This is a genomic window from Streptomyces cylindrosporus (assembly GCF_022698165.1).
In the GTDB taxonomy this organism is placed as follows: Bacteria; Actinomycetota; Actinomycetes; order Streptomycetales; family Streptomycetaceae; genus Streptomyces; species Streptomyces cylindrosporus.
Genome location: NZ_JALDAY010000024.1, coordinates 37536 through 55050, shown reverse-complemented (window position 1 = coordinate 55050; position 17515 = coordinate 37536). Strand labels below are relative to the sequence as shown.

The 17515-nt window shown below is 70.2% G+C and carries 28 protein-coding genes and 1 pseudogene; 14 read left to right on the top strand and 15 right to left on the bottom strand.

What is annotated here, in order from left to right; all coding sequences use genetic code 11:
- Positions 1-7 precede the first annotated feature (7 nt).
- The 8 genes and pseudogenes from MQP27_RS49685 to MQP27_RS49650 all read left to right on the top strand — a co-directional run bounded on the left by MQP27_RS49685 (position 8) and on the right by MQP27_RS49650 (position 5111).
- Positions 8-604 carry a hypothetical protein gene (locus MQP27_RS49685; RefSeq protein WP_242778887.1) on the top strand — a complete coding sequence of 199 codons (597 nt, stop codon included), beginning with the start codon at positions 8-10 and terminating at the stop codon, positions 602-604.
- Positions 605-663: 59 nt separating this feature from the next.
- Positions 664-894, top strand: a pseudogene (locus MQP27_RS51935) (WhiB family transcriptional regulator); the annotation flags it as partial.
- A 170-nt stretch (positions 895-1064) separates the two neighbouring features.
- Positions 1065-1850, top strand: a complete 786-nt coding sequence (locus MQP27_RS49675) for a hypothetical protein (RefSeq protein WP_242778884.1) — start codon at positions 1065-1067, stop codon at positions 1848-1850.
- Between the two features lie 457 nt (positions 1851-2307).
- Entirely contained in the window at positions 2308-3174 is an 867-nt protein-coding gene (locus MQP27_RS49670; RefSeq protein ID WP_242778880.1) for a hypothetical protein, read from the top strand.
- Positions 3171-3647: a hypothetical protein gene (locus MQP27_RS49665; protein ID WP_242778877.1), complete on the top strand. Its 477-nt coding sequence runs from the start codon at positions 3171-3173 to the stop codon at positions 3645-3647. Before MQP27_RS49670 ends, MQP27_RS49665 begins: the two co-directional genes overlap by 4 nt.
- Entirely contained in the window at positions 3644-4204 is a 561-nt protein-coding gene (locus MQP27_RS49660; RefSeq protein ID WP_242778874.1) for a hypothetical protein, read from the top strand. Before MQP27_RS49665 ends, MQP27_RS49660 begins: the two co-directional genes overlap by 4 nt.
- 14 nt (positions 4205-4218) lie before the next feature.
- Positions 4219-4563, top strand: a complete 345-nt coding sequence (locus MQP27_RS49655) for a hypothetical protein (RefSeq protein ID WP_242778871.1) — start codon at positions 4219-4221, stop codon at positions 4561-4563.
- Complete coding sequence (locus MQP27_RS49650) at positions 4560-5111, top strand: helix-turn-helix domain-containing protein (protein ID WP_242778868.1); 552 nt, start codon at positions 4560-4562, stop codon at positions 5109-5111. The genes MQP27_RS49655 and MQP27_RS49650 overlap by 4 nt, the downstream gene beginning before the upstream one ends.
- A gap of 62 nt (positions 5112-5173) precedes the next feature.
- Here MQP27_RS49650 and MQP27_RS49645 read toward each other — a convergent pair whose 3' ends face one another.
- Positions 5174-6382 (bottom strand): RNA-guided endonuclease InsQ/TnpB family protein, encoded by a 1209-nt coding sequence (locus MQP27_RS49645; protein ID WP_242778865.1) that lies wholly within the window; start codon positions 6380-6382, stop codon positions 5174-5176.
- Between the two features lie 161 nt (positions 6383-6543).
- Between MQP27_RS49645 and MQP27_RS49640 the strand changes: the two genes are divergently transcribed.
- The 5 genes from MQP27_RS49640 to MQP27_RS49620 are packed head-to-tail and all read left to right on the top strand — an operon-like array spanning position 6544 to position 8528.
- Complete coding sequence (locus MQP27_RS49640; protein WP_242778862.1) at positions 6544-6804, top strand: hypothetical protein; 261 nt, start codon at positions 6544-6546, stop codon at positions 6802-6804.
- Complete coding sequence (locus MQP27_RS49635) at positions 6801-7034, top strand: helix-turn-helix transcriptional regulator (protein WP_242778859.1); 234 nt, start codon at positions 6801-6803, stop codon at positions 7032-7034. Before MQP27_RS49640 ends, MQP27_RS49635 begins: the two co-directional genes overlap by 4 nt.
- A complete protein-coding gene (locus MQP27_RS49630; protein WP_242778856.1) occupies positions 7031-7579 on the top strand; it encodes a hypothetical protein in 549 nt (182 codons plus the stop codon). Before MQP27_RS49635 ends, MQP27_RS49630 begins: the two co-directional genes overlap by 4 nt.
- A complete protein-coding gene (locus tag MQP27_RS49625) occupies positions 7576-7875 on the top strand; it encodes a hypothetical protein (RefSeq protein ID WP_242778853.1) in 300 nt (99 codons plus the stop codon). The genes MQP27_RS49630 and MQP27_RS49625 overlap by 4 nt, the downstream gene beginning before the upstream one ends.
- Positions 7872-8528 carry a nuclease-related domain-containing protein gene (locus MQP27_RS49620; RefSeq protein WP_242778850.1) on the top strand — a complete coding sequence of 219 codons (657 nt, stop codon included), beginning with the start codon at positions 7872-7874 and terminating at the stop codon, positions 8526-8528. Before MQP27_RS49625 ends, MQP27_RS49620 begins: the two co-directional genes overlap by 4 nt.
- Positions 8529-8611: 83 nt before the next feature.
- Here the strand turns inward: MQP27_RS49620 and MQP27_RS49615 are convergent, their stop codons facing one another.
- The 7 genes from MQP27_RS49615 to MQP27_RS49585 all read right to left on the bottom strand — a co-directional run bounded on the left by MQP27_RS49615 (position 8612) and on the right by MQP27_RS49585 (position 11811).
- Positions 8612-9376 (bottom strand): M12 family metallo-peptidase, encoded by a 765-nt coding sequence (locus tag MQP27_RS49615; protein ID WP_242778847.1) that lies wholly within the window; start codon positions 9374-9376, stop codon positions 8612-8614.
- A gap of 223 nt (positions 9377-9599) precedes the next feature.
- On the bottom strand, positions 9600-9869 hold the full coding sequence (locus MQP27_RS49610; RefSeq protein WP_242778844.1) for a hypothetical protein: 270 nt from the start codon (positions 9867-9869) through the stop codon (positions 9600-9602).
- Positions 9866-10255, bottom strand: coding sequence for a DUF7352 domain-containing protein (locus MQP27_RS49605; protein ID WP_242778841.1), 390 nt, complete (start codon positions 10253-10255; stop codon positions 9866-9868). Before MQP27_RS49605 ends, MQP27_RS49610 begins: the two co-directional genes overlap by 4 nt.
- The gene (locus MQP27_RS49600) at positions 10252-10548 is read right to left on the bottom strand and encodes a hypothetical protein (protein ID WP_242778838.1); all 297 of its coding nucleotides are present in this window, start codon (positions 10546-10548) and stop codon (positions 10252-10254) included. The genes MQP27_RS49605 and MQP27_RS49600 overlap by 4 nt, the downstream gene beginning before the upstream one ends.
- Positions 10545-11015: a PDDEXK family nuclease gene (locus tag MQP27_RS49595; protein WP_242778835.1), complete on the bottom strand. Its 471-nt coding sequence runs from the start codon at positions 11013-11015 to the stop codon at positions 10545-10547. The genes MQP27_RS49600 and MQP27_RS49595 overlap by 4 nt, the downstream gene beginning before the upstream one ends.
- Positions 11015-11446, bottom strand: coding sequence for a hypothetical protein (locus tag MQP27_RS49590; RefSeq protein WP_242778832.1), 432 nt, complete (start codon positions 11444-11446; stop codon positions 11015-11017). Before MQP27_RS49590 ends, MQP27_RS49595 begins: the two co-directional genes overlap by 1 nt.
- A gap of 110 nt (positions 11447-11556) precedes the next feature.
- Entirely contained in the window at positions 11557-11811 is a 255-nt protein-coding gene (locus MQP27_RS49585) for a hypothetical protein (RefSeq protein WP_242778829.1), read from the bottom strand.
- Between the two features lie 414 nt (positions 11812-12225).
- Between MQP27_RS49585 and MQP27_RS49580 the strand changes: the two genes are divergently transcribed.
- On the top strand, positions 12226-13158 hold the full coding sequence (locus MQP27_RS49580) for a phospholipase D-like domain-containing protein (RefSeq protein ID WP_242778826.1): 933 nt from the start codon (positions 12226-12228) through the stop codon (positions 13156-13158).
- Between the two features lie 4 nt (positions 13159-13162).
- Here MQP27_RS49580 and MQP27_RS49575 read toward each other — a convergent pair whose 3' ends face one another.
- Genes MQP27_RS49575 through MQP27_RS49545 form a run of 7 tightly spaced genes read right to left on the bottom strand, consistent with a single transcriptional unit; the run spans position 13163 to position 17469 of the window.
- Positions 13163-13336 (bottom strand): hypothetical protein, encoded by a 174-nt coding sequence (locus MQP27_RS49575; protein WP_242778823.1) that lies wholly within the window; start codon positions 13334-13336, stop codon positions 13163-13165.
- The gene (locus tag MQP27_RS49570) at positions 13333-14109 is read right to left on the bottom strand and encodes a hypothetical protein (protein ID WP_242778820.1); all 777 of its coding nucleotides are present in this window, start codon (positions 14107-14109) and stop codon (positions 13333-13335) included. Before MQP27_RS49570 ends, MQP27_RS49575 begins: the two co-directional genes overlap by 4 nt.
- A gap of 1 nt (position 14110) precedes the next feature.
- Complete coding sequence (locus tag MQP27_RS49565) at positions 14111-14581, bottom strand: hypothetical protein (protein WP_242778817.1); 471 nt, start codon at positions 14579-14581, stop codon at positions 14111-14113.
- Positions 14578-15396 carry an HIT family protein gene (locus tag MQP27_RS49560; protein ID WP_242778814.1) on the bottom strand — a complete coding sequence of 273 codons (819 nt, stop codon included), beginning with the start codon at positions 15394-15396 and terminating at the stop codon, positions 14578-14580. The genes MQP27_RS49565 and MQP27_RS49560 overlap by 4 nt, the downstream gene beginning before the upstream one ends.
- A complete protein-coding gene (locus MQP27_RS49555; protein WP_242778811.1) occupies positions 15393-15851 on the bottom strand; it encodes a hypothetical protein in 459 nt (152 codons plus the stop codon). Before MQP27_RS49555 ends, MQP27_RS49560 begins: the two co-directional genes overlap by 4 nt.
- Positions 15848-16972: a hypothetical protein gene (locus tag MQP27_RS49550; RefSeq protein ID WP_242778808.1), complete on the bottom strand. Its 1125-nt coding sequence runs from the start codon at positions 16970-16972 to the stop codon at positions 15848-15850. The genes MQP27_RS49555 and MQP27_RS49550 overlap by 4 nt, the downstream gene beginning before the upstream one ends.
- On the bottom strand, positions 16969-17469 hold the full coding sequence (locus tag MQP27_RS49545) for a hypothetical protein (RefSeq protein WP_242778803.1): 501 nt from the start codon (positions 17467-17469) through the stop codon (positions 16969-16971). The genes MQP27_RS49550 and MQP27_RS49545 overlap by 4 nt, the downstream gene beginning before the upstream one ends.
- Between the last annotated feature and the right edge of the window lie 46 nt (positions 17470-17515).

The window sequence follows — 17515 nt, the reverse complement described above, 5'->3', positions numbered from 1 at the left end:
CACCACCGTGACCCTCACCGCCCCCGACCCGACCACCCGATCCGGCCTCGGACACCCCGTCGTCATAGGCCTCGACACCAGCCTGTCCGCCACCGGGCTCGCCTCCAGCAACGGCTGGACCCGCGTCGTCGGCTACACCGACAAGAAGAACCCCCTCAGCAAACTGCCCCACCTAGAACGCCTCGCCGTCCTACGCACCGTCCGGGCCGGAATCATCAACAACATCGGCAGGCCCAACCTCGTCGTCCTCGAATCCCCGTCCCTGCGATCCCTGGGCGGAGCCGGACACGAACGCGGCTGGCTCTGGTGGGAGATCTACAGCTACCTCGACAGCGCCGAGATCCCCACCGCCCTGATGAGCCCGTCGGGGCGCATGCTCTACGCCACCGGCAAGGGTCAGGTCCCCAAGGGTGCCGTCATCGACGCCGTCGCCCGCCGCTTCCCTGACTGGACCACGGACGGCGACGACAACGCGGCCGACGCCGTCGTCCTCATGGCCGCCGGCCGCGACTGGCTCGGCGCGCCGATCGCCACCCTGCCCAAGACACACCGGGCCGCCCTCGACAAGGCGGTCTGGCCGACCCTTCCCGGAGCCACCCGATGACCACCGCCACCACCACGACCGGCCGCGCCACGAGGCCCGCCGCGCCCACCGACGACTGGATGATCCGCGGCCTGTGCCGCCAGGTCGACCCGAACCTCTTCTTCCCCGAGGGCCACGGCGCGGCCATCACCGTCCAGACCGAGCAGGCCAAGAGCATCTGCAACCGGTGCCCGGTTAAGCCCCGCTGCCTGGACTGGGCGGTGGAGACCAGGCAGCCCGCCGGGGTGTGGGGCGGCCTGTCGGAGGAGGAACGCTTCAACCTGCGCGGGCTGACGAAGCGGCGCGGCCGACTGGACGGGCTGTCGGCGGCGGACAACATCCTCCTGAACCGGCTGGACGAGTTCCGGACCCTGGATGCGGCTGGTCTGGGCGAGTGGGATCTCGCGGACGAGCTGGGGACGAACGTGCAGACCGTCAGGCGCGTCCGGGAGCGCCTGGCCGAGCAGGGGGTGAAGGCGGCATGAGCGCGCTGACTGCCCGCCAGCGCGGGGACCTGGCCGAGGAGATGCTGCCGGTGGCCGCGAACCTGGCCGTCCTCGTCCACGGCGACGGAGGGCCTCAGGACGTGGCGCAGGTTTTGGAGGGCCTGGACCAGAGGCAGAAGGACGCGCTCATCGTGGTCCTGGCCGGGCTGGTGGATCCGGAGCAGCCGGTGGGGAAAGCGCTGGGCTGGCTGGACTTCAACGAGCACGGGGCTTTGACGGTGCCGTCGTGGTCCGAGGACCGTTCGGTGCGTGACCTGGCGCCGGACGGCGTGGAGGACCTCGGCGAGGACTATGTCGATGAGGTGGCGGTGCAGCGGTTCGTGCGCGGCCTGCCTCTGGATACGGTTACGGACGCCGAGTTCCTGACCGCGGTGCAGCACTGCGTGGCGATGGGCATGTCGACGCGGGACATCGACGCGCTGCGTAAGTGGACGCAGAACACGGCGGAGAACTGGATCAACAAGCTCCGCAAGCAGTACCAGCGCAGTGGGCGGGAGTTCCCTGAACTGACCGGGGTGCGGAAGATGCCGGAGGACGTGGTGGTGGCGATTCGGGAGCGCGCTGCCGACGGGGCGACGTACCTGGAGCTGGCGATGTCGTACGGGACCAACGCGGGCACGATCAGCGAGATCTGCCGGGGGCGTACGTACAAGCAGTTCGGTGGGCCGATCCGGAAGCCGAAGAAGAAGCCGTCTCGGAACTCGCGGACGGTGTGGAGCGATTCGACGCCGGGGTTCCTGGATCTGGAGCAGGTCAGCTGACTGTACGGCGTGCGGGGAGGGGTCTGGCTTCGGTCGGGCCCCTTTCGCGTGCCGGGAATCACGTGCAACCTATGGCTTAGCAATGGGATATGGGTTAGAGTGGCCATACCGCACCACACCCCAACCCCCGGCCCAGGGCGGTCACCTCCGGAGCACAAGGGCTCCGCAGCAAGGTCCAACCCGCCCAGGCCGGGCCCTACACGAACCACCGGGGGACTCCATGAACGGCTGCGACTGCGGCGCCACACCCGAAGAGCAGACGGCCGGCCGCCACTACGAAGGCTGCGCCACCCGTGAAGGCCCCGTCGACGACCCGTCCGACGCGTACGGCCTGTAGACCACCCTCCCGGCCTCCCACGCCCCCCCTCGGGGAGGCCACCGGGCCGCGCGAGCCCCGCCCCCCTCGGGGCCGCGCGGCCCACCCCTTCACCACCACCCGATCGGAAGGCACCAACTCGTGACCGTGTACGCCCTCAAGCACCCCGACGGCCGCTGGCTCTACCACCTCCCCAAGCCCGACGCCGACGACTTCCGGCACGAGTCCGTGGCCGGTGCGTTCGCGGACGGGCAGCCGATGGAGAAGCTCCACAGCGACTGGTGGGCCGCCGCCGGGGAGGCCGCTGAGCTGAAGGTGGCCACGAAGCCCCGCCAGAAGACCACCGATTACCGGCTGACCGACGCGGACACGGAGTCCGTGAAGTACCCGGCCACGCTGACCGTGGCGGAGTGGAACGAGCGCCGCGAGTACGACGACAACATGTGGCAGCTCTACAAGGCCGTACGCGAGGACCTGCCGCCCGTGGAGTACGTCTACGACGAGCCCGTGATGGTCCTGGAGGGTCGGCAGCCACCCGGCCCGGACGAGCCGCAGTGGGTCGCCCGCCTGCCGCACGCCCTGACCGAGCGGCCCGAGTACAAGCACCTCTTCCCCGGCCACATCCCCGGTTTCGCCGAGCACCTGATGGACGTGTTCAAGGCGATGCCGAGGGTGCAGCACGTGTTCCACAACTACCAGGGCCGGGTCGGCGTGTACGTCGCCCTGAACATCCCCTTCGATCCGCCGCAGACCGTGTGGCAGGCCAACATCGGCCGCGGCGGGAAGAAGCTGAAGTCGGGCCGGAACGTGCCTCAGACGGTGTACCGGACGGTGAACCTTCCGATCCCCGACAACGTCGCCGCCGTCACGTACGAGCAGGCCCTGACGGTGTGGGAGGAGCAGGCCGCGTTCTGGACCAGCGTCGTGGAGTCAACCCAGGTCGCCGCCTGCGGGGCCTGCGGCGGTACCGGGCACGTCACGCACGGCTCCGAGGAGTACGCCCGATGACCATCTCCCGCCTGCATCCCGACGTCATCGCCACGAAGTACGCGACGCTCAAGCACTGGCAGTACAGCCGCGTGAAAGGCCGGCACGCGTTCCTCGGCGGCTGGCAGACGGCCCGCCTGGACGACGGCACAGTGCATGTGTCCGCGCGGATCCGGGGCCGGGACGCCGCCGAGGCGTTGCGCGCGTTCATGAACCATCAGGAACTGTTTCTGGCGCAGCGGATCGGCCCGAACAGCGGGCATCTGCTGCCGTTCCTGGACGTGTCGCAGCCGGGCCGTACGGCGGCGTGCTGGCGGCTGTCGGGGGTGTGGGTCGAGGTCTGGCACTCGGACGACGTTCCCGCGCCTTCTCCGCCCGTCCAGGGCCTTCCCGTCTCATCCTCCGCCGGTCCGGTGCCGTCCAGTCCGGGCGGCCGCCTACCGCACACCCGTAAGCGCCGCACCACCAACCCGAAGGAGACCACCAGCCGATGAGCAGCACCGTGACGGAGCAGGCGGTCGTCGGCCGCCGCATCGAGTTCACCTACTACCGCGACCTCAACACCCCCAACCCGCCCCGACACCCCGGCACCATCACCGCCCTGATCCCCGACCAGGGCGCCTGCGTGAAGCTGCGCCTCGACGGGACCCGGCACTCCCTGCACGTCCCGCCCGACTACGAGGGCCTCACCTACCTCGACGAGATCCTCCCGGTGCCCGTGCTGCCGATGGGCCGCTTCACGCCGACCGTGGAGCAGATGGGTGGGGAGTGGGCGGGTGTCCCGGTGTGCCTGCTGCAGTCCGAGCCGACCGGCGCCGAGCACGTCATCGCCCTCACCGCAGACCCGGCCGCGGCACGTACCGCGGTCACCTCCTACCTGACGCAGACCGGCTGGGACCTCGACTACGTCGACCTGGACCAGTTGGAGCTGCGGTGGGCGGTCTTCGAGTGGGGTCCGGAGGACGACGACATCCCGTGGACCGCGAACTGGGACGCCTGCGAGGGCGACGAGCAGGCGATCCGCATCCACCTGCTGCCGCTACCCGCCTGAGGAGACGAACTCGCATGACGCTCACACCCGAGACCACCACCGACAACAAGCCGCACCTGATCCTGGCCGGACTCGCCCAGCAGGCCGCCTACGCCTACCGGTTCGCGAAGACCGGCCACACCACCGAGGCACTGGAGCACGCTGACGCCATCGAGCGCCTCATCTCCGCCTACAAGAGCGCCGTCATCCCGCTGCAGCAGCCCGAGCCGGAGGGATGTCATGCCGGTCTGCTGCCGCTGGACGACCTGGCGGCGCCGGTCGAGCGGTGCACCGTGCGCGGCAAGCACACGGTGCACGAGACCACCGAGGGCCGGAAGTGGACCAACGCGGACGCGGGGATCGAGGAGCTGGACACGTGACCGCGCCCGTCCTGGTGGGCCCGCAACCGCCGGGTGGCGGGCCCGTACCGTCCCTGGACTGGGACGACGCCCTTGCCGACATCGGCGACCGTGTGCGCGCCGAACGTGAGGCCCGCGGCTGGTCACAGACCCAACTCGCCCGGACAGCCGGCGTCGGCCTGAACACCATCCGCCGCCTGGAGCGAGGCGATGCGTCCATGCGCTGCTTCGTGCAGGCCTGCACGGCCCTGCAGATCCCGGTGGGCATGCTGCTGTCACCGCAGTGGCAGAAACCCGAACCCAAGCCGACCCGGATCGGCGTGGCCGCCGCCCGCCCGATCGCCCTGTCGCCGCGGCAGACAGAGGTGCTGCGCGAGGCCGCGTCCGGGGATTCTCTGGCCGCGGTTGGCGCCCGGCTGGGATTGGACGTCGGCACGGTCGGATCGACCCTCTCGCGGGTCTACCGGCGCCTCGGTGTCGCCTGTCTGCCGCGCGATGAGCGTCGCGCCGCAGCCGCCCAGGTGGCACTGAAGCACGGCCTTTTCACCCCGGGAAACCGGACATCTTAGACACCGCCACCGGCGGGTAAGACCGATCACCGCCCTGGAGCCCCTTTGACTTCCTCCCCCACCTAAAGGCGGGGGATTCCAGCGGTCGCCCGCTGGGTTTCCTGCTTCACCGACGACCGCCCCGTCCGGGAGGACTCCCGTTGAGGTCTTACACCGTCTCCACAGGCAGAGGCCGCCAGCCCGGCGGCCAGGATGTTGCGTGCCGCGTTTACGTCACGGTCGTGCACCGCGCCGCACTCGCACGTCCACTCGCGGACGTTCAGCGGCATCTTCGCGGCGACCGTGCCGCAGGTTCCGCACAGCTTGGAGCTGGGGAACCAGCGGTCGATCATCACGAGTTCGCGCCCGTACCAGGCGCACTTGTACTCCAGCATCATGCGGAGGTCCGTCCAGGCCGCGTCGGAGATGGCGCGCGCGAGGCGGCCGTTCTTCAGCAGGTTGCGGACGGTGAGGTCCTCGATCACGACCGTTTGGTTCTCGCGGACGAGTCGAGTGGTGAGCTTGTGCAGAAAGTCGCGGCGCCGGTCGGCGATCCGGGCGTGGACCTTGGCGACGCGGCGCCGGGCCTTGTCCCGGTTCGCGGAGCCCTTCGTCTTGCGGGACAGCTCGCGCTGTGCGCGGGCCAGGCGGGCGCGGTCGCGCCGTTCGTGCCGGGGGTTGGCGATCTTCTCGCCGGTGGACAGGGTTACCAGGGAGGTGATCCCGGCGTCGATGCCGACCGCCGCGGTGGTGGCGGGGGCCGGGGCGATGGTGTCCTCGCAGAGCAGGGACACGAACCAGCGGCCCGCCGCGTCACGGGACACGGTCGCCGTGGTCGGCTCCGCGCCCTCGGGCAGTGGACGCGACCAGCGGATGTCCAGCGGCTCGGCCATCTTCGCCAGCGTCAGGTGCCCGTCGCGCCACTTGAAGGCGCTGCGGGTGTACTCGGCCGACGCCCGGGACTTCTTCCTGCTCTTGTACCGGGGGTACTTGGCGCGCTTGGCGAAGAAGTTCCCGAACGCCGTCTGGAGATGGCGCAGCGCCTGCTGGAGCGGGACCGAGGACACCTCGGCCAGGAAGGCCAGTTCCTCAGTCTTCTTCCACTCCGTCAGCGCGGCCGAGGACTGCACGTAGGAGACCCTGCGCTGCTCGCCGTACCAGGCCCGGGTGCGTTCTTCGAGCGCCTTGTTGTAGACGAGGCGGACGCAGCCGAACGTGCGGGACAGCTCAGCTGCCTGCTCGTCCGTGGGGTAAAAGCGGTACTTGAAAGCCCGCTTGACCTGCTGCGTCACGCCTCACACCGTATCAGATTCCGTGTGAGCGGCGGATGCCGACCGGTGGATGGTAGACGCCGGTCCGCCCTGGCGGCGAACCGGCTGTCCCTGCCCTGCTCCGCAGGAGCTTCGTTTCCTCCCCGGCCTGAAGGCCGGGGTATCCACAAAGGAGAACTCTGATGAGCATGCGCCGTATCGCCTCCGACGTCCTCCTGCCTGCCGGCATCGCGCTCGCCGTCGTCGGCTTCTGGTTCTGGGCCACTGGGGACTTCACCCCGCCCGTGCTGGCCGTGGTCGGCCTGGCCCTGTTCTCGGTCGGCCTGTCCATCGTCGCCGAGTGGGTTGCCCGCCGGGTGGTGTACGCGCTGCGGCGGCGCCGTAGCGGCTGTACGGCCCGGCACCGCAGGCCTGCCACTTCAACCGTCGAGGGGGAAGCGTGAGCGCCTACCTCCTGGACATGCCCGAGCTGTACCGGCGTCTCGACGCGCAGCGCTACCAGCGCAGCCTGGCGTGGAAGGACGTCGCATCCGAGCTGGGCATCAGCCCGTCCACGTTCACCCGCATGTCCCAGGGCAGCCGCCCGGACGCGGACGCCCTGGTGACGCTGCTGGTGTGGCTGGACCTGGACAACGAACTCGCCATCCTGATCAAACCGAACGGAGCACCGTGAACAAGAGAAACGCGGCTCCTGCCGTGCTGCCGCGGCTCACCAGCACCCAGCTCGCCCAGTTCCTGGCTGCGGAGGAGCGCGCCACACAGGACCCCGACACCGTCCGGCCGGACTGCACCGTCTGCGGCGCGCCCGTGACCGGCTGGGTCGTCGGGCTCGGCATGGAGCATGAGGACGAGCGGGTGGTGACGGTGCAACCGTGCAGGCACCAGGCGACGTACAGCGTGAAGGTCGCCGAGGTGGTGGCCGCCAACGTGCGAGCCCAGGCAGCCGCCGAGGCCACCGATCTGGACAAGACGCGCGTGTACCTGATGCCCGTGGCGCGCCTCGAGTTGGCAGACGAGCCAGACGTTACGCACCTGGCCCTGTACTCGTGGTGCGAGCCCGTGAAGGAGTGGACGCACGGCATGGGTATCTGCGGCCGGTCGACGACGCAGGGAGCGCTTCCGGACGACACCGAAGTGACGTGCCCGGGCTGTCTGAAGTGGAAGCCGGTCTATGACCAGATCCTGGCCCAGCGGAACCAGAAGGAGGCCAGCCGGTGAGTGTGTGGGGAACGATCCTGGACCTCGAGAACGGCGAGGACGGGCCGCCGTACGCCTACCAGGGCTCGCACATCCTTCCCAGCCAGGACGACCGCCGGGACGGTGTCGTGCAACTCGCCGAGGTCCCCTCGCACATCACCCGGGACGGCCGGGACGACCAGCCGGAGGACGGGACGCCCTGGCCGTGGATGCGCCTGTCCGTGAACGCGTCCGACGTGGTCCTTCATGCTCGGCAGGTGCGCGAGGTGTGGGAGTCGATGGGCGCGTGGCTCGAGCAGGTGGAGGGCGAGCGGTGACGTCGTACGAGAACAGTGCGATGCGGTGGGCGGAGGAGACCCGGAAGGCTGCCCGCAGGGGCCTGTGGCGGCGTCTGACGGCCGCCCTGGGGGTGAGTGCGCAGGCGCGGCGGGCGGACGCTCTGGCGGCCCGCAGGGAGCACGGCGGCCGCGGTGAAGCCGTCACCGCCGCCCTCCTCGCCCAACTCCAGGGCCAGGGCTGGGCGGTGCGGCACGATCGGCGGATCCCGTACGGCGCCCAGCTGGACCACGTCCTGGTCCCGCCGACGGGGACGGCGGTGGTGGTGCTGGATACGAAGACGTGGCATCGCGGCTGGCCCACCGTCGTACGGAACGGCCGGGTGTGCTGCGGCACGGAGGACCGGCACGACCAGGTCGTGAAGGTCGCCGGGTATGCGGCCCGCGTGCAGCAGGCGCTCGGTTTGCCGGGGGTGGTGGTGTGGCCGCTGCTCGTCGTCCACAACTCCCCGGTGGCGGGCGGGGAGCTCGCGGTGCGCGTGCCGGGCTGGGACGACTTCGTGTACGTGCTGGAGACGAGCCGGCTGATACCCCGCCTGGCCGGCGCCTTGTACGGGCCGGCGGATCCGGTGGGCGCGGCGGCGATCGTGGAGCGGGTGGATCGGGTGCTGCGCCCGTACGGGGAGGGCGGGTGAGACGTAGGGTGGGCGTCACCGCAATGGGGGGCGCCCTGCGTGGCCGTGGCCCGTCTCTTCGGAGGCGGGCCGCTTTCGTGCGTTCAGAGCTGCCGCAGCGCGTAGTTCCTCAGCAACTGCCGCAGCCCGGGAAGGTCGTACTCCGCCGTGTACCGTCCCGCATCCGCCGCAGCTGCGGCGCCGCGGTTCTTCGAGCACATGACCGGCTTGCGGCCGGCGGTCGACTTCACGCACTCCCCGGACGTGATCGTGCCGTCCTTGTTCAGGTCCGCGTTGGGGTGGTCAAGTCCGAGGGCGTGCCCGAGCTCGTGGGCCACCGTGTCCTTGCGGTAGTTGTTGTTCACCGTCGGGTCGGTGGAGAACCAGGCCGTGGTGGACCAGTACTCGGTGTCGATCAGGATGTGCCCGCCCCATGCGGAGCCGTCGACGGTGTTGTGGCAGGCGCGGGTCTGCGACATGCCCTTCAACCCCATGGGCCGGTACGTGTAGTGGACGACGATCCTGTGCCGCGGCGGGCATGCGGCGGCCGGGGTGGTGTCGATGATCGTCGACACGGTGATGGGAACGCCCACGGCCGTAGTGACCTGGCCGGCCGGCCCCTTCAGGTAGGGGGTGAGGCGGGTGCGGGCGGTCGCGTCGGCGAAGACGATGGTGTACCCGTCAGGGGCGAGACTGTAGATCCCGTTCGACGTCCACGCCTTCCAGCCGGTGCCCTTGTACACGGGCGTCGTGGTCGCGGCGTGTGCGTGCGGCGCGGCCAGCAGTCCGAGGACGGCGGCCAGGGCGGCGATGACGGCTGCGGCGAGGGTGTGGCGGCGGGTTCGAGTGGTGCGGGCGGGGAGAGGCATGCTCTTCAGTCTGGACACGATCCGCGCCCACGTTGCCCCCTACCCGGCGGGGCCGGGCCGTGTGGCGGCCCCATCCCGACGGGGGAACGGGATGGGGCCACCTACCAGTGTGGCATCCGGGACCAACAACGGCCCGGGGCCCGCGCCCCGCCGACAGGGCACGGGCCGTTGGGCCACGTCTACCCTCCCACCCGCCACTGACAACAGGCCGCCTGGCGCGGGGTCAGTCCTGGAGGATCTCGCCGCGCCGCATCGTCAGCGCGTAGTCGAGGAGGCCCATCACCCGGTGGTACGGGACGTCCATGCCGTCCGGCAGCCACTGCCCGATCTGCACCTTGGGGTCGCCGTCCTCGTCGTACCGCTGATGCGCGGTGACCACGATCCACTCCAGCATGACGCCCTGCGCGCCCTCCAGCCGGGCCACGTCGCCGATCGCTTCTTCGAGGCGCCGGTAGGCGCTCTTCAGGTCGTCTGCAGGATCGCTGTGGCTCATACCGGAACCCAGCCCGATCCGCGCTTTCCGCTCAATCCGACACGGCAGGCCGGGCACTCCGTGCCGACCACCTGGTGGTCGGTCAGGTCTTCCGGAGCCGGCAGCGAGTGCGGGCAGAGGTTCTCCAGGACGTGCCACACGAGATGGCTGTCCGGCGAGACCGCTGACTTATGGTGGCGGTGCAGGCCTGCGGCGAAGGGCTGGCCGGTGCCGACGATCTGGAAGCTGCGCCGCATGTGCTCCTGGTCGTTCCTGCGGGCCACGTACCAGACGTCGACGCTGCCGAATCTCCGTACGGCGGCATGGAGGATGTCCCCGGAGAGGTCGATGCCGTGCGGGCGGTCGTCGATGGGGAGTTCGGCACGGTGGATGGTGTCGGTGGTCACGCCCATTCGAACGTCACCTCCTGCCACCCGGACGCCTCGTCCAGGTCGCCGCGCTTCATCATGTAGCCGTGCTTCATCGCGATCAGGTCGGCCTGCTCCAGGAGCCTGGCGTCCAGGTAGCGCTCGCGGGGCAGCGTGTGCAGGGTCTTCGCCATGGCGAGCTCCTGATCCAGGGCGCCGCACGTCATCCCCGCGACGACCGCTGCGTCGTCGTACGGTCCGCCGTTGGTCTTGGCCAGGATGATCGGCATGACCATCTCGTACTCGCCCTGCCCGGGCTCGGGCTCGCTCATGCCGGGATCCATTCGTCGTTCAGCTTCACCAGCGGGGTGGGACACCACAGGCAGATCCCGGGCGTCTGGGAGTTGGCGAACTCCGGGGTCTCGACGACGTCCTCGTGCCCGCACGGCGGCGGGTCCTCGGTGCTCAGCCACGGCTTCAGCGTCTCCAGCTGGCGGGACAGCTCCTGCCAGGCGTAAGAGGAGGGCGTGTCGACGCGGAGGGCAGCCACGTCGGCGGCAAGGATCTGGTCGGCGGGGATGTCTATCCGTACGGCGTCGATTCCGGCGCTGAACAGGTCGTGCTCGGACTCCTCCAGCTCGATGTGCAGGGTGGGCACCTCGTCGCTGGTGTAGGCGATGCTGGCCTCGGCGAGGTAGCCGCTGGTGGTGCCGCCGTGGGCGGTGACGTGGAGGCGCCGGTCCCCGCCAGGCAACTGGCGGAGCCGCGTGTAGGGGCTGGTCGGGTTCACCTTGGCCATCAGGCACCGTCCGGGGAGGACTGCGGAAGGTCTGCTGGCTTGCTGCGGTGGAGCGGGGTGGTGGCGATATCGCCCGCGGCTTCCTGCTCGGAGATCAGGTAGTACGTCTTCCCGCCGTCGGTAGACATGGCTTCCGGGTTCCGCTTGGACTGCCAGAACGGGGTGGGGAAGAGGCCTTCGGCGTGCCGGTCGATCCACTCGCTTGGGTCGTCGGTGAGTTCGGACAACGGCTGGAAGCGCAGGAGGCGTTCCAGGTAGGCGATAGCGTGCGGGGCGCTTCCTCCGCTGTGGCCCATGTCGGCGAAGGAGCGGATGACCTTGCACAGGCCGGTGATGACGAAGTCGTCTTCGCCGATGAGCCGAAGCTCGTGGCGGGCATGGGCGACGAGCGGGGTGTCTTCGCGGGAGGTCTTTCTGGGCGTTGGGGGCATGCCTCCACGGTGCCGTGGTTTCGGGCGGGTGTTGCCCCCTGCCGGTGGTGCGTGGGGTCTGGTGGGTGCCGCTTCCCCTTCGGGCGCCCGCCAGACCCCACGCAGTCCTGTCAGCCCCAGCCGGTGTCGTCCAGGTAGACGGCCGTACCGCCGCTGTCCGTGCCGGTGTCGCTGTCGACGACGGTGGTGGTGTCGGGGGCGCCCCAGCCGGTGTCGGCCGGCGTGGCCGAGGTGACGGCGCCGTCGGCCAGCCCGATCCCGGTGGCCGCCGCGGCCGCGAATCCTGCGGCGGCGGCGAGGCGGCGCAAGCTGATCTTCCTGGCGGGCGCGGGTGTCCTGGGGGCGCGGTGTCGTCCTTGGCTCACGGGATGCTCCTCTGTACGGGTGTGGAGAAACAGTAAAGGGGCGTCTGGCCCGATTCTCGTGCGTTGGCCCTGCTGCGATTCCCCGGGGCGGGCACGCGGTTTCCTGGCAGTAGTCGCGTGTGGCGTGGGGGAGGACCGTGGATACGAGCGTCGGGGGACGCCCCACAAGGATGCTGTCGTATCGTCTTTGCTGTCTCAATCGTTTCTTCGTGCGGTTTCCCGCACCGCGGGAAACCGCAGTTGATCTAGCGTGTCGGGGTTCGGGGGAGTAGATCGTTGGTCATGAATCCGGGTGACGGCTACACGATCGGTGATTTGTCCGAACAAGCGAAAAGGTTGTACAAGGCAATCTGCCGTGAGGAATGGGAAACCGTCGACGCCCTGAACTCCGCAGATCAGAATGCCCGCCGGGAATTGATCGCCTGGAATCTGATCAGCGACGATCCCCGGACCGTCGCCCGGGACCCGCAGCCCGCCTACCGGAACATGGTGTCGCTGGTCCTGGACGAGGTACGCCGCGGCATCGACCGGGTAGCGGCGATGCCGGAGTCGTCCCGGGACCTGATCCAGGAGTACCGGGCCGTGCAGCTGCGGGCGTCGGGGTCGAGCGTGTACCTCGCCGACCCGCAGACCGTGAACGCACGCCTGCAGGACGTGGTGGGGGATGCCCGGCGGGAGATCCTCGCCGCGCAGCCCGGCGGACCTAGGAAGCGGGAAGTCCTCGAGGGCGCCGTCTCCCGCGACAGCCACGCGCTGGACCGGGGGGTGGAGTTGCGCACCATCTACCGCGACACCGTCCGCGACCACGCCCTGACGGCCGAGTACGCGCGGACGATGGCGGCCCGTACGGGGGGCCGGCCCGCCCAGTACCGCACCGTGGTGGGGGACTTCGAGCGGATGGTGATCGTGGACCGGGAGCAGGCGGTCGTGCCCGATCACATCGTGGAGGGCTCGGCGCCGCATGCGGCGTGGCTGGTGACGGATCCGGCGGTGGTCGCGGTGCTGGCGCAGGTGTTTGAGGCGGAGTGGCGGCGCGGCCAGCCCTGGTCGGGGGAGTTGCGTGCTCGGGGCGGGGTGGTGGACACGGTGTCGGGGACGGGCGGGGTGCGGACGAACGCCCGGCAGCGGGTCATCCTCCGCTACCTGTGCGCGGAGGAGTCGCAGCCGTCGATCGCCCGGAAGTTGGAGGTGTCGAAGCGGGCGCTGGAGACGGAGATCGCCGAGTTGAAGGCCCTGTGGGGGGTGCACACCCTGAACGGGCTGGTCTTCCAGTACGCGCTGTCCCCGGACCGGCTCATCGACGACAGCGCGGCGGCCGAGGACGGGCCCGAGACCGCGGTCGCGTAGCCGGTCAGGACGGCCGCCGGCCGGTCGCGTTGACCTGTTCTTCACGCTGGCAGAGCAGCAGGAACAGATCTCTTGCCCGGTCGGCCCACAGGTCAGCGAGAGCCTGGGCGCGTTCGTATTGGGCGCGGATGGCGTCGGTGCTGGCGTGTTCGACGAAATCGGGGCGCAGGCCGCTCACGCGTCGTCCTCGAGGTCGGCGCCCCCGATGACGAGGCGCAGACGGGCCCGCTGCACAACCGGATTCGGGTCACGCCCGGGCACGGGCCAGTCGTCGGCCCGGTAGCCGTACGACGCCGATGGCTTCCAGTCCCAACCCAGCGCCCACGAGTACACGCGCACCCAGTCCGAGTCGAAGTAACACGGCAGCAGGCCGCCCTTGTTCGGGATCGGCTCCGGCGCCGCCTCGTTCTGCGCGCGGACCTGCTCACGCACGCGCACCAGGTGGTCGCGGTGGCGGGTGCAGAACCACCGGTTGGTGTGCCATCCGGTGACCGGGTCCTTCTCGATGACCTTGTCCTGGGCGCGGGCTCCGCAGAGCTTCTCCTTGTTGCGCCAGTCGTCCGGGCCGTCGGGGTGCGGGCGGACACGCGGTCCGGCGCACAGCTGGTCCATGGGGTCGGTGCCGTACCGATGCCCGGGCGCCTCGTAGGTCGGGATGTCGCCGCGCACCAGCTCCTGGAGGGACCCGCGGTGGCGCAGACGAGGCTGGCCGAGGGTCTTGGCGGTCTCCTTCCACACGCTGCGCTCGTCGTCGAGGGGAACCATGGTGATGACGTAGGCGATGGCCAGGAGCAGGCTGCGGGTCTCCGTGTTCGCCCGGTCGTCCTGGTAGATGCGGGAGGCGTACTGGGCGAACTTGCCGCCGTCTCCGCCGCCCTTGCGCTTCGGCTTGCGGGACTTTGGCGGTGCGGGCTGGTGGGCGTGCGCGAGGTGCAGGGCTGCTGCTCCCACGTCAGGTCTCCTTCTGCTGCTGGGTGTTGGGGACGCCTGCGGCGTCGAGGGCGGCGTGTACGGCGTGCCAGATCATGGCGTTGCGGTCGACGACGGTGGTGGGCAGGAAGTCGCGCGGCTGCTGCCGGATGTAGGCGAACACGGCGTCGTAGGCGGCCTGCCTGGGGTCGGCGTCGTCCAGGGCGGGCCCGGCGGCTTCGCGGATGTGCTTCAGGCAGGCGAGGTAGGCGCCGTCGAAGTCCGCGTTCGTGGGGTTGGCGCGCACTTCGCGTTCGATGCGGTCGCATTCCCGCAGGATCCGTACCAGGGCGGCCGAGGCCGGGGGTTCGGGCTGCTCGATGTCGAGGATGCCGGCGAGGGCGATGGCCAGGCCGACGTCGCCGCCCGGACGGTCCCGCCACAGGACGACGGCCTCCGTGACCGCCTGGAGGCGCTTCTCCGCGGTCTGCTGCTCTTCGGGCTGCTCGGTCATGACGGGCGCTCCCCGGTCGCGTTGGACGGCTGCACGCCCTTCAGGACGGCCAGCTCCCGCTCGAGCGCGGTCAGCTTGGTCAGGTACTCGGCGGCCTGCGCCTTCCACTCCGGCTGCATGCCCTCCCGTATCCGGCCGGTCATCAGCCGGTCCCAGCCGGCCAGCGCGTACTCGAGGTCGGTGATGCGGTCCCGCAGCCCGTCCGGGTCGCGGTCCTGGCGGAGTTCGTACAGGGTGGCCTGGAGCCAGCGGACGTGTTCGGCGGTGCGCATCTCCTGGCGTTCCTGGCCGCGCTGGTAGCCGCGCTGGAACGCGGCCCGCTTGTCCTCGCAGCCGGTGAGGTCCTCGTACCCGGAGTTCCAGGGCAGTGCCAGCCCGTCGTCGACGGCCCTTGGAACTAGGTGAACGTGGAGATGGAAGACGGTCTGGGTGGCTTCCGGGCCCTTGCTGGTGATCAGGTTCATGGGGCCGCCCATCTTGTGGGCGAGGATCGACGCCTTGCTCATGGTGCGGGAGGCGACGTAGGCGGCGGCCGCGAAGTCCTCCACGTGCGTCTTCGGGATGACGAGGGTGTGTCCGTCGACGACCGGGTTGCGTGGGGTGATGGCGATGGTGTCGTCCCACTCCCGCACGACCTGGGCGGGGGCCTGGCTGGCGACGATGTCGCAGAACGGGCAGCCGGGCTTGATGACCCGCTCGGCGAGGGGGATGAGGCCGTTGTTGTAGTGCGGGTGGGCCGGGTTGCCGAGGCAGACGGCGGGGTCCTCGTCCTCGCAGTGCCAGCAGGCGTGCGGCGCGGGCAGGGTGTCGGTCACCCTTCCTCCTCGGTGAGGTCGTCGAATTCGTCGGTGGGTAGGCCGAGCAGGACGTGGATGCGGCGCATGCGGTCCCGGTTGTCACCGCAGCAGCCGCACAGCATGCGCACCTCGGCGGCCACCTGCTTGCGGTAGGCGATCAGCGCGGAGGCGACCGCGGACTGGTGGATGTCGGAGAAGAACGCGGGCGCGCTGGCCCCGAAGGCGTGGCGCGCGTCGTCCAGGGTGACCTTGTAGGCGCCCCACACGGCCTGGAACCCGTCGGCGTCCCGCTCGTCCTGGAGCTGTTCCCGGTATTCGGTGGTCAGCATGGTGCGGCAGTCCGCGCAGGAGACGCCGGACGGGTGGCTGACGGACCGGCAGGAGCGATGGCCGTCGGCGTTCGTGTCGTGGGAGTCCCAGGGGTGGCCGCACGAGTAGCAGATCCTGGGCTGCTCCTGCTGCTGGCCGGTCATCGGCAGTCCGCGCAGGGGGAGACGCCGCACAGGGAGTGGTCGCGCGGACCGTCGATCTCGGTCAGTTCGAAGCGCAGCGTCGGCCAGCCGAGGATCCGGATCGCTGCCTGGATCTCGCTCATCGGCCGGTCGGCGATGTAGCGGGCGAGCGCGGCGCCCGTCTCCTCGCGGGGCGGCTCGGCGTCCTGGCACTCGGGTCCGCAGAAGCAGTGCTCGCCCTCGGCGTGGGCCGCTTCGCGTTCGTGGTTCGTGCACGGCTCGCCAGACTCCGCGTCGCACTGGCTCGGCCCGGGCCCGCACAGCGTCTCGGTGTCGCACGCGGGCTCGGACTCGCACTCGCGCAGCCAGGAACCGGAGATCGACGCCGAGCACTCGGTCTGCTGCGCCTCGGCGGCCAGACGGCGCAGCTCGGTCATCACGTCCAGGGCGCCATTGCTGCGCTCGAACTCGTGGTGGGCGCGAAGCTTCTCGGCGACCTCCTCGGCGAAGTCGGCGGCCCACGCCAGGACGGCGCCCCGGTCGGAGGACGCCTCGACGGCTGCTTGCTCGGCGGTCTCCTCGCGGTCGATCGCGTCGTTCGCCCGCTGGTTCTCCCGGCGCAGCAGGTCCCGCATCTGGGCGAGTTCGGCTTGCAGGGTGAGGATCTGGTCATGCAGGCGCTCGATGTCGGCGGGCAGCCCGGCCAGCACAGCGTCCGCGAGGTGGCCGGACAGTTGGGCGTCCTCAGTGGCCTCCGGGTCGAAGGACTCGAACGCGGTGTCCAGCACGTCGACGATGTGGTCGCGGAGGCTGCCGTCGGCACGACCGGGACCGGCGCTCGGGTTGTTCTGCTGGGCGAGTTCGGCGATCCAGTCGGGCCAGTCGCTCGTGTCGCCGTCGATGGCGTCGTAGTAGCGGTCGATGGGCGCGTCGGTGGCTTCGCCGTCGTCGCGGACCCAGGTCCCGGTGATGAAGACGTGCCGGCCGTCGGGGGTGCGGGAGTTGCCGTAGTCGAGGCGCAGGCCGGTGACGCGGATGTGGCCGGTGCCCCACCGGTTGGGGATGTCGGGGTAGCCGGTGACGTGGAGGGCGATGGACTGGCCGGCGACCGTCGTGGTCGGTCCGTGCTGCGTGTTGGTCACTGCTTGCACCACCCGATCAGGGTCAGCGGGCCAATCCTGCCCTCCAACTCGGTACGGTCCACGGCCTCCACGGACACTATCTGGAGCGGCACGACGTGGTCACTGCGCGGGGAGGTCAAGTACTCGATCCACGGGTCGCCGTCCTCGTCGAGGTAGATGGCCGCGTGGTCGGCTGACGGGGGCGTGGAGGTGTCCGGATCGTGCAGGCGCGCCTCTTCCGCCAGCCACTTGGGCCACGCGTCCGGATCGCCGTAGAGCCAGCGTCCGACGGGCTTGTCCATCGGGACGCGTTTGCCATCCTGCATCCACCAGCCCTTCACGTACACGGAGACGCGGCCCAGCTGTCCGTCGGCAACGGCCCGGTAGTTGAGGGTGATCTCCGTGGGGGCGATGGTGCGCGCCGTGTTGTACTCGTCCCCGATCTCAGGTGCGCCGCGGACGGCGTAGGTGACGCTGCGGCCGATCGGGATGCGGTCGATGGCGGTGTGGTCTGCCATGGGCGGGGCCTCCGGGGCGGGTTGGGGCTGGTTTCAGGCTGCCGCA

Bases quoted from the DNA above. Each gene is read 5' to 3' on its own strand.
- MQP27_RS49675 (WP_242778884.1), top strand. From the start codon at position 1,065: ATGAGCGCGCTGACTGCCCGCCAGCGCGGGGACCTGGCCGAGGAGATG.
- MQP27_RS49665 (WP_242778877.1), top strand. From the start codon at position 3,171: ATGACCATCTCCCGCCTGCATCCCGACGTCATCGCCACGAAGTACGCG.
- MQP27_RS49660 (WP_242778874.1), top strand. From the start codon at position 3,644: ATGAGCAGCACCGTGACGGAGCAGGCGGTCGTCGGCCGCCGCATCGAG.
- MQP27_RS49655 (WP_242778871.1), top strand. From the start codon at position 4,219: ATGACGCTCACACCCGAGACCACCACCGACAACAAGCCGCACCTGATC.
- MQP27_RS49640 (WP_242778862.1), top strand. From the start codon at position 6,544: ATGAGCATGCGCCGTATCGCCTCCGACGTCCTCCTGCCTGCCGGCATC.
- MQP27_RS49615 (WP_242778847.1), bottom strand. From the start codon at position 9,376: ATGCCTCTCCCCGCCCGCACCACTCGAACCCGCCGCCACACCCTCGCC.
- MQP27_RS49610 (WP_242778844.1), bottom strand. From the start codon at position 9,869: ATGAGCCACAGCGATCCTGCAGACGACCTGAAGAGCGCCTACCGGCGC.
- MQP27_RS49600 (WP_242778838.1), bottom strand. From the start codon at position 10,548: ATGAGCGAGCCCGAGCCCGGGCAGGGCGAGTACGAGATGGTCATGCCG.
- MQP27_RS49595 (WP_242778835.1), bottom strand. From the start codon at position 11,015: ATGGCCAAGGTGAACCCGACCAGCCCCTACACGCGGCTCCGCCAGTTG.
- MQP27_RS49590 (WP_242778832.1), bottom strand. From the start codon at position 11,446: ATGCCCCCAACGCCCAGAAAGACCTCCCGCGAAGACACCCCGCTCGTC.
- MQP27_RS49565 (WP_242778817.1), bottom strand. From the start codon at position 14,581: ATGACCGAGCAGCCCGAAGAGCAGCAGACCGCGGAGAAGCGCCTCCAG.
- MQP27_RS49555 (WP_242778811.1), bottom strand. From the start codon at position 15,851: ATGACCGGCCAGCAGCAGGAGCAGCCCAGGATCTGCTACTCGTGCGGC.
- MQP27_RS49545 (WP_242778803.1), bottom strand. From the start codon at position 17,469: ATGGCAGACCACACCGCCATCGACCGCATCCCGATCGGCCGCAGCGTC.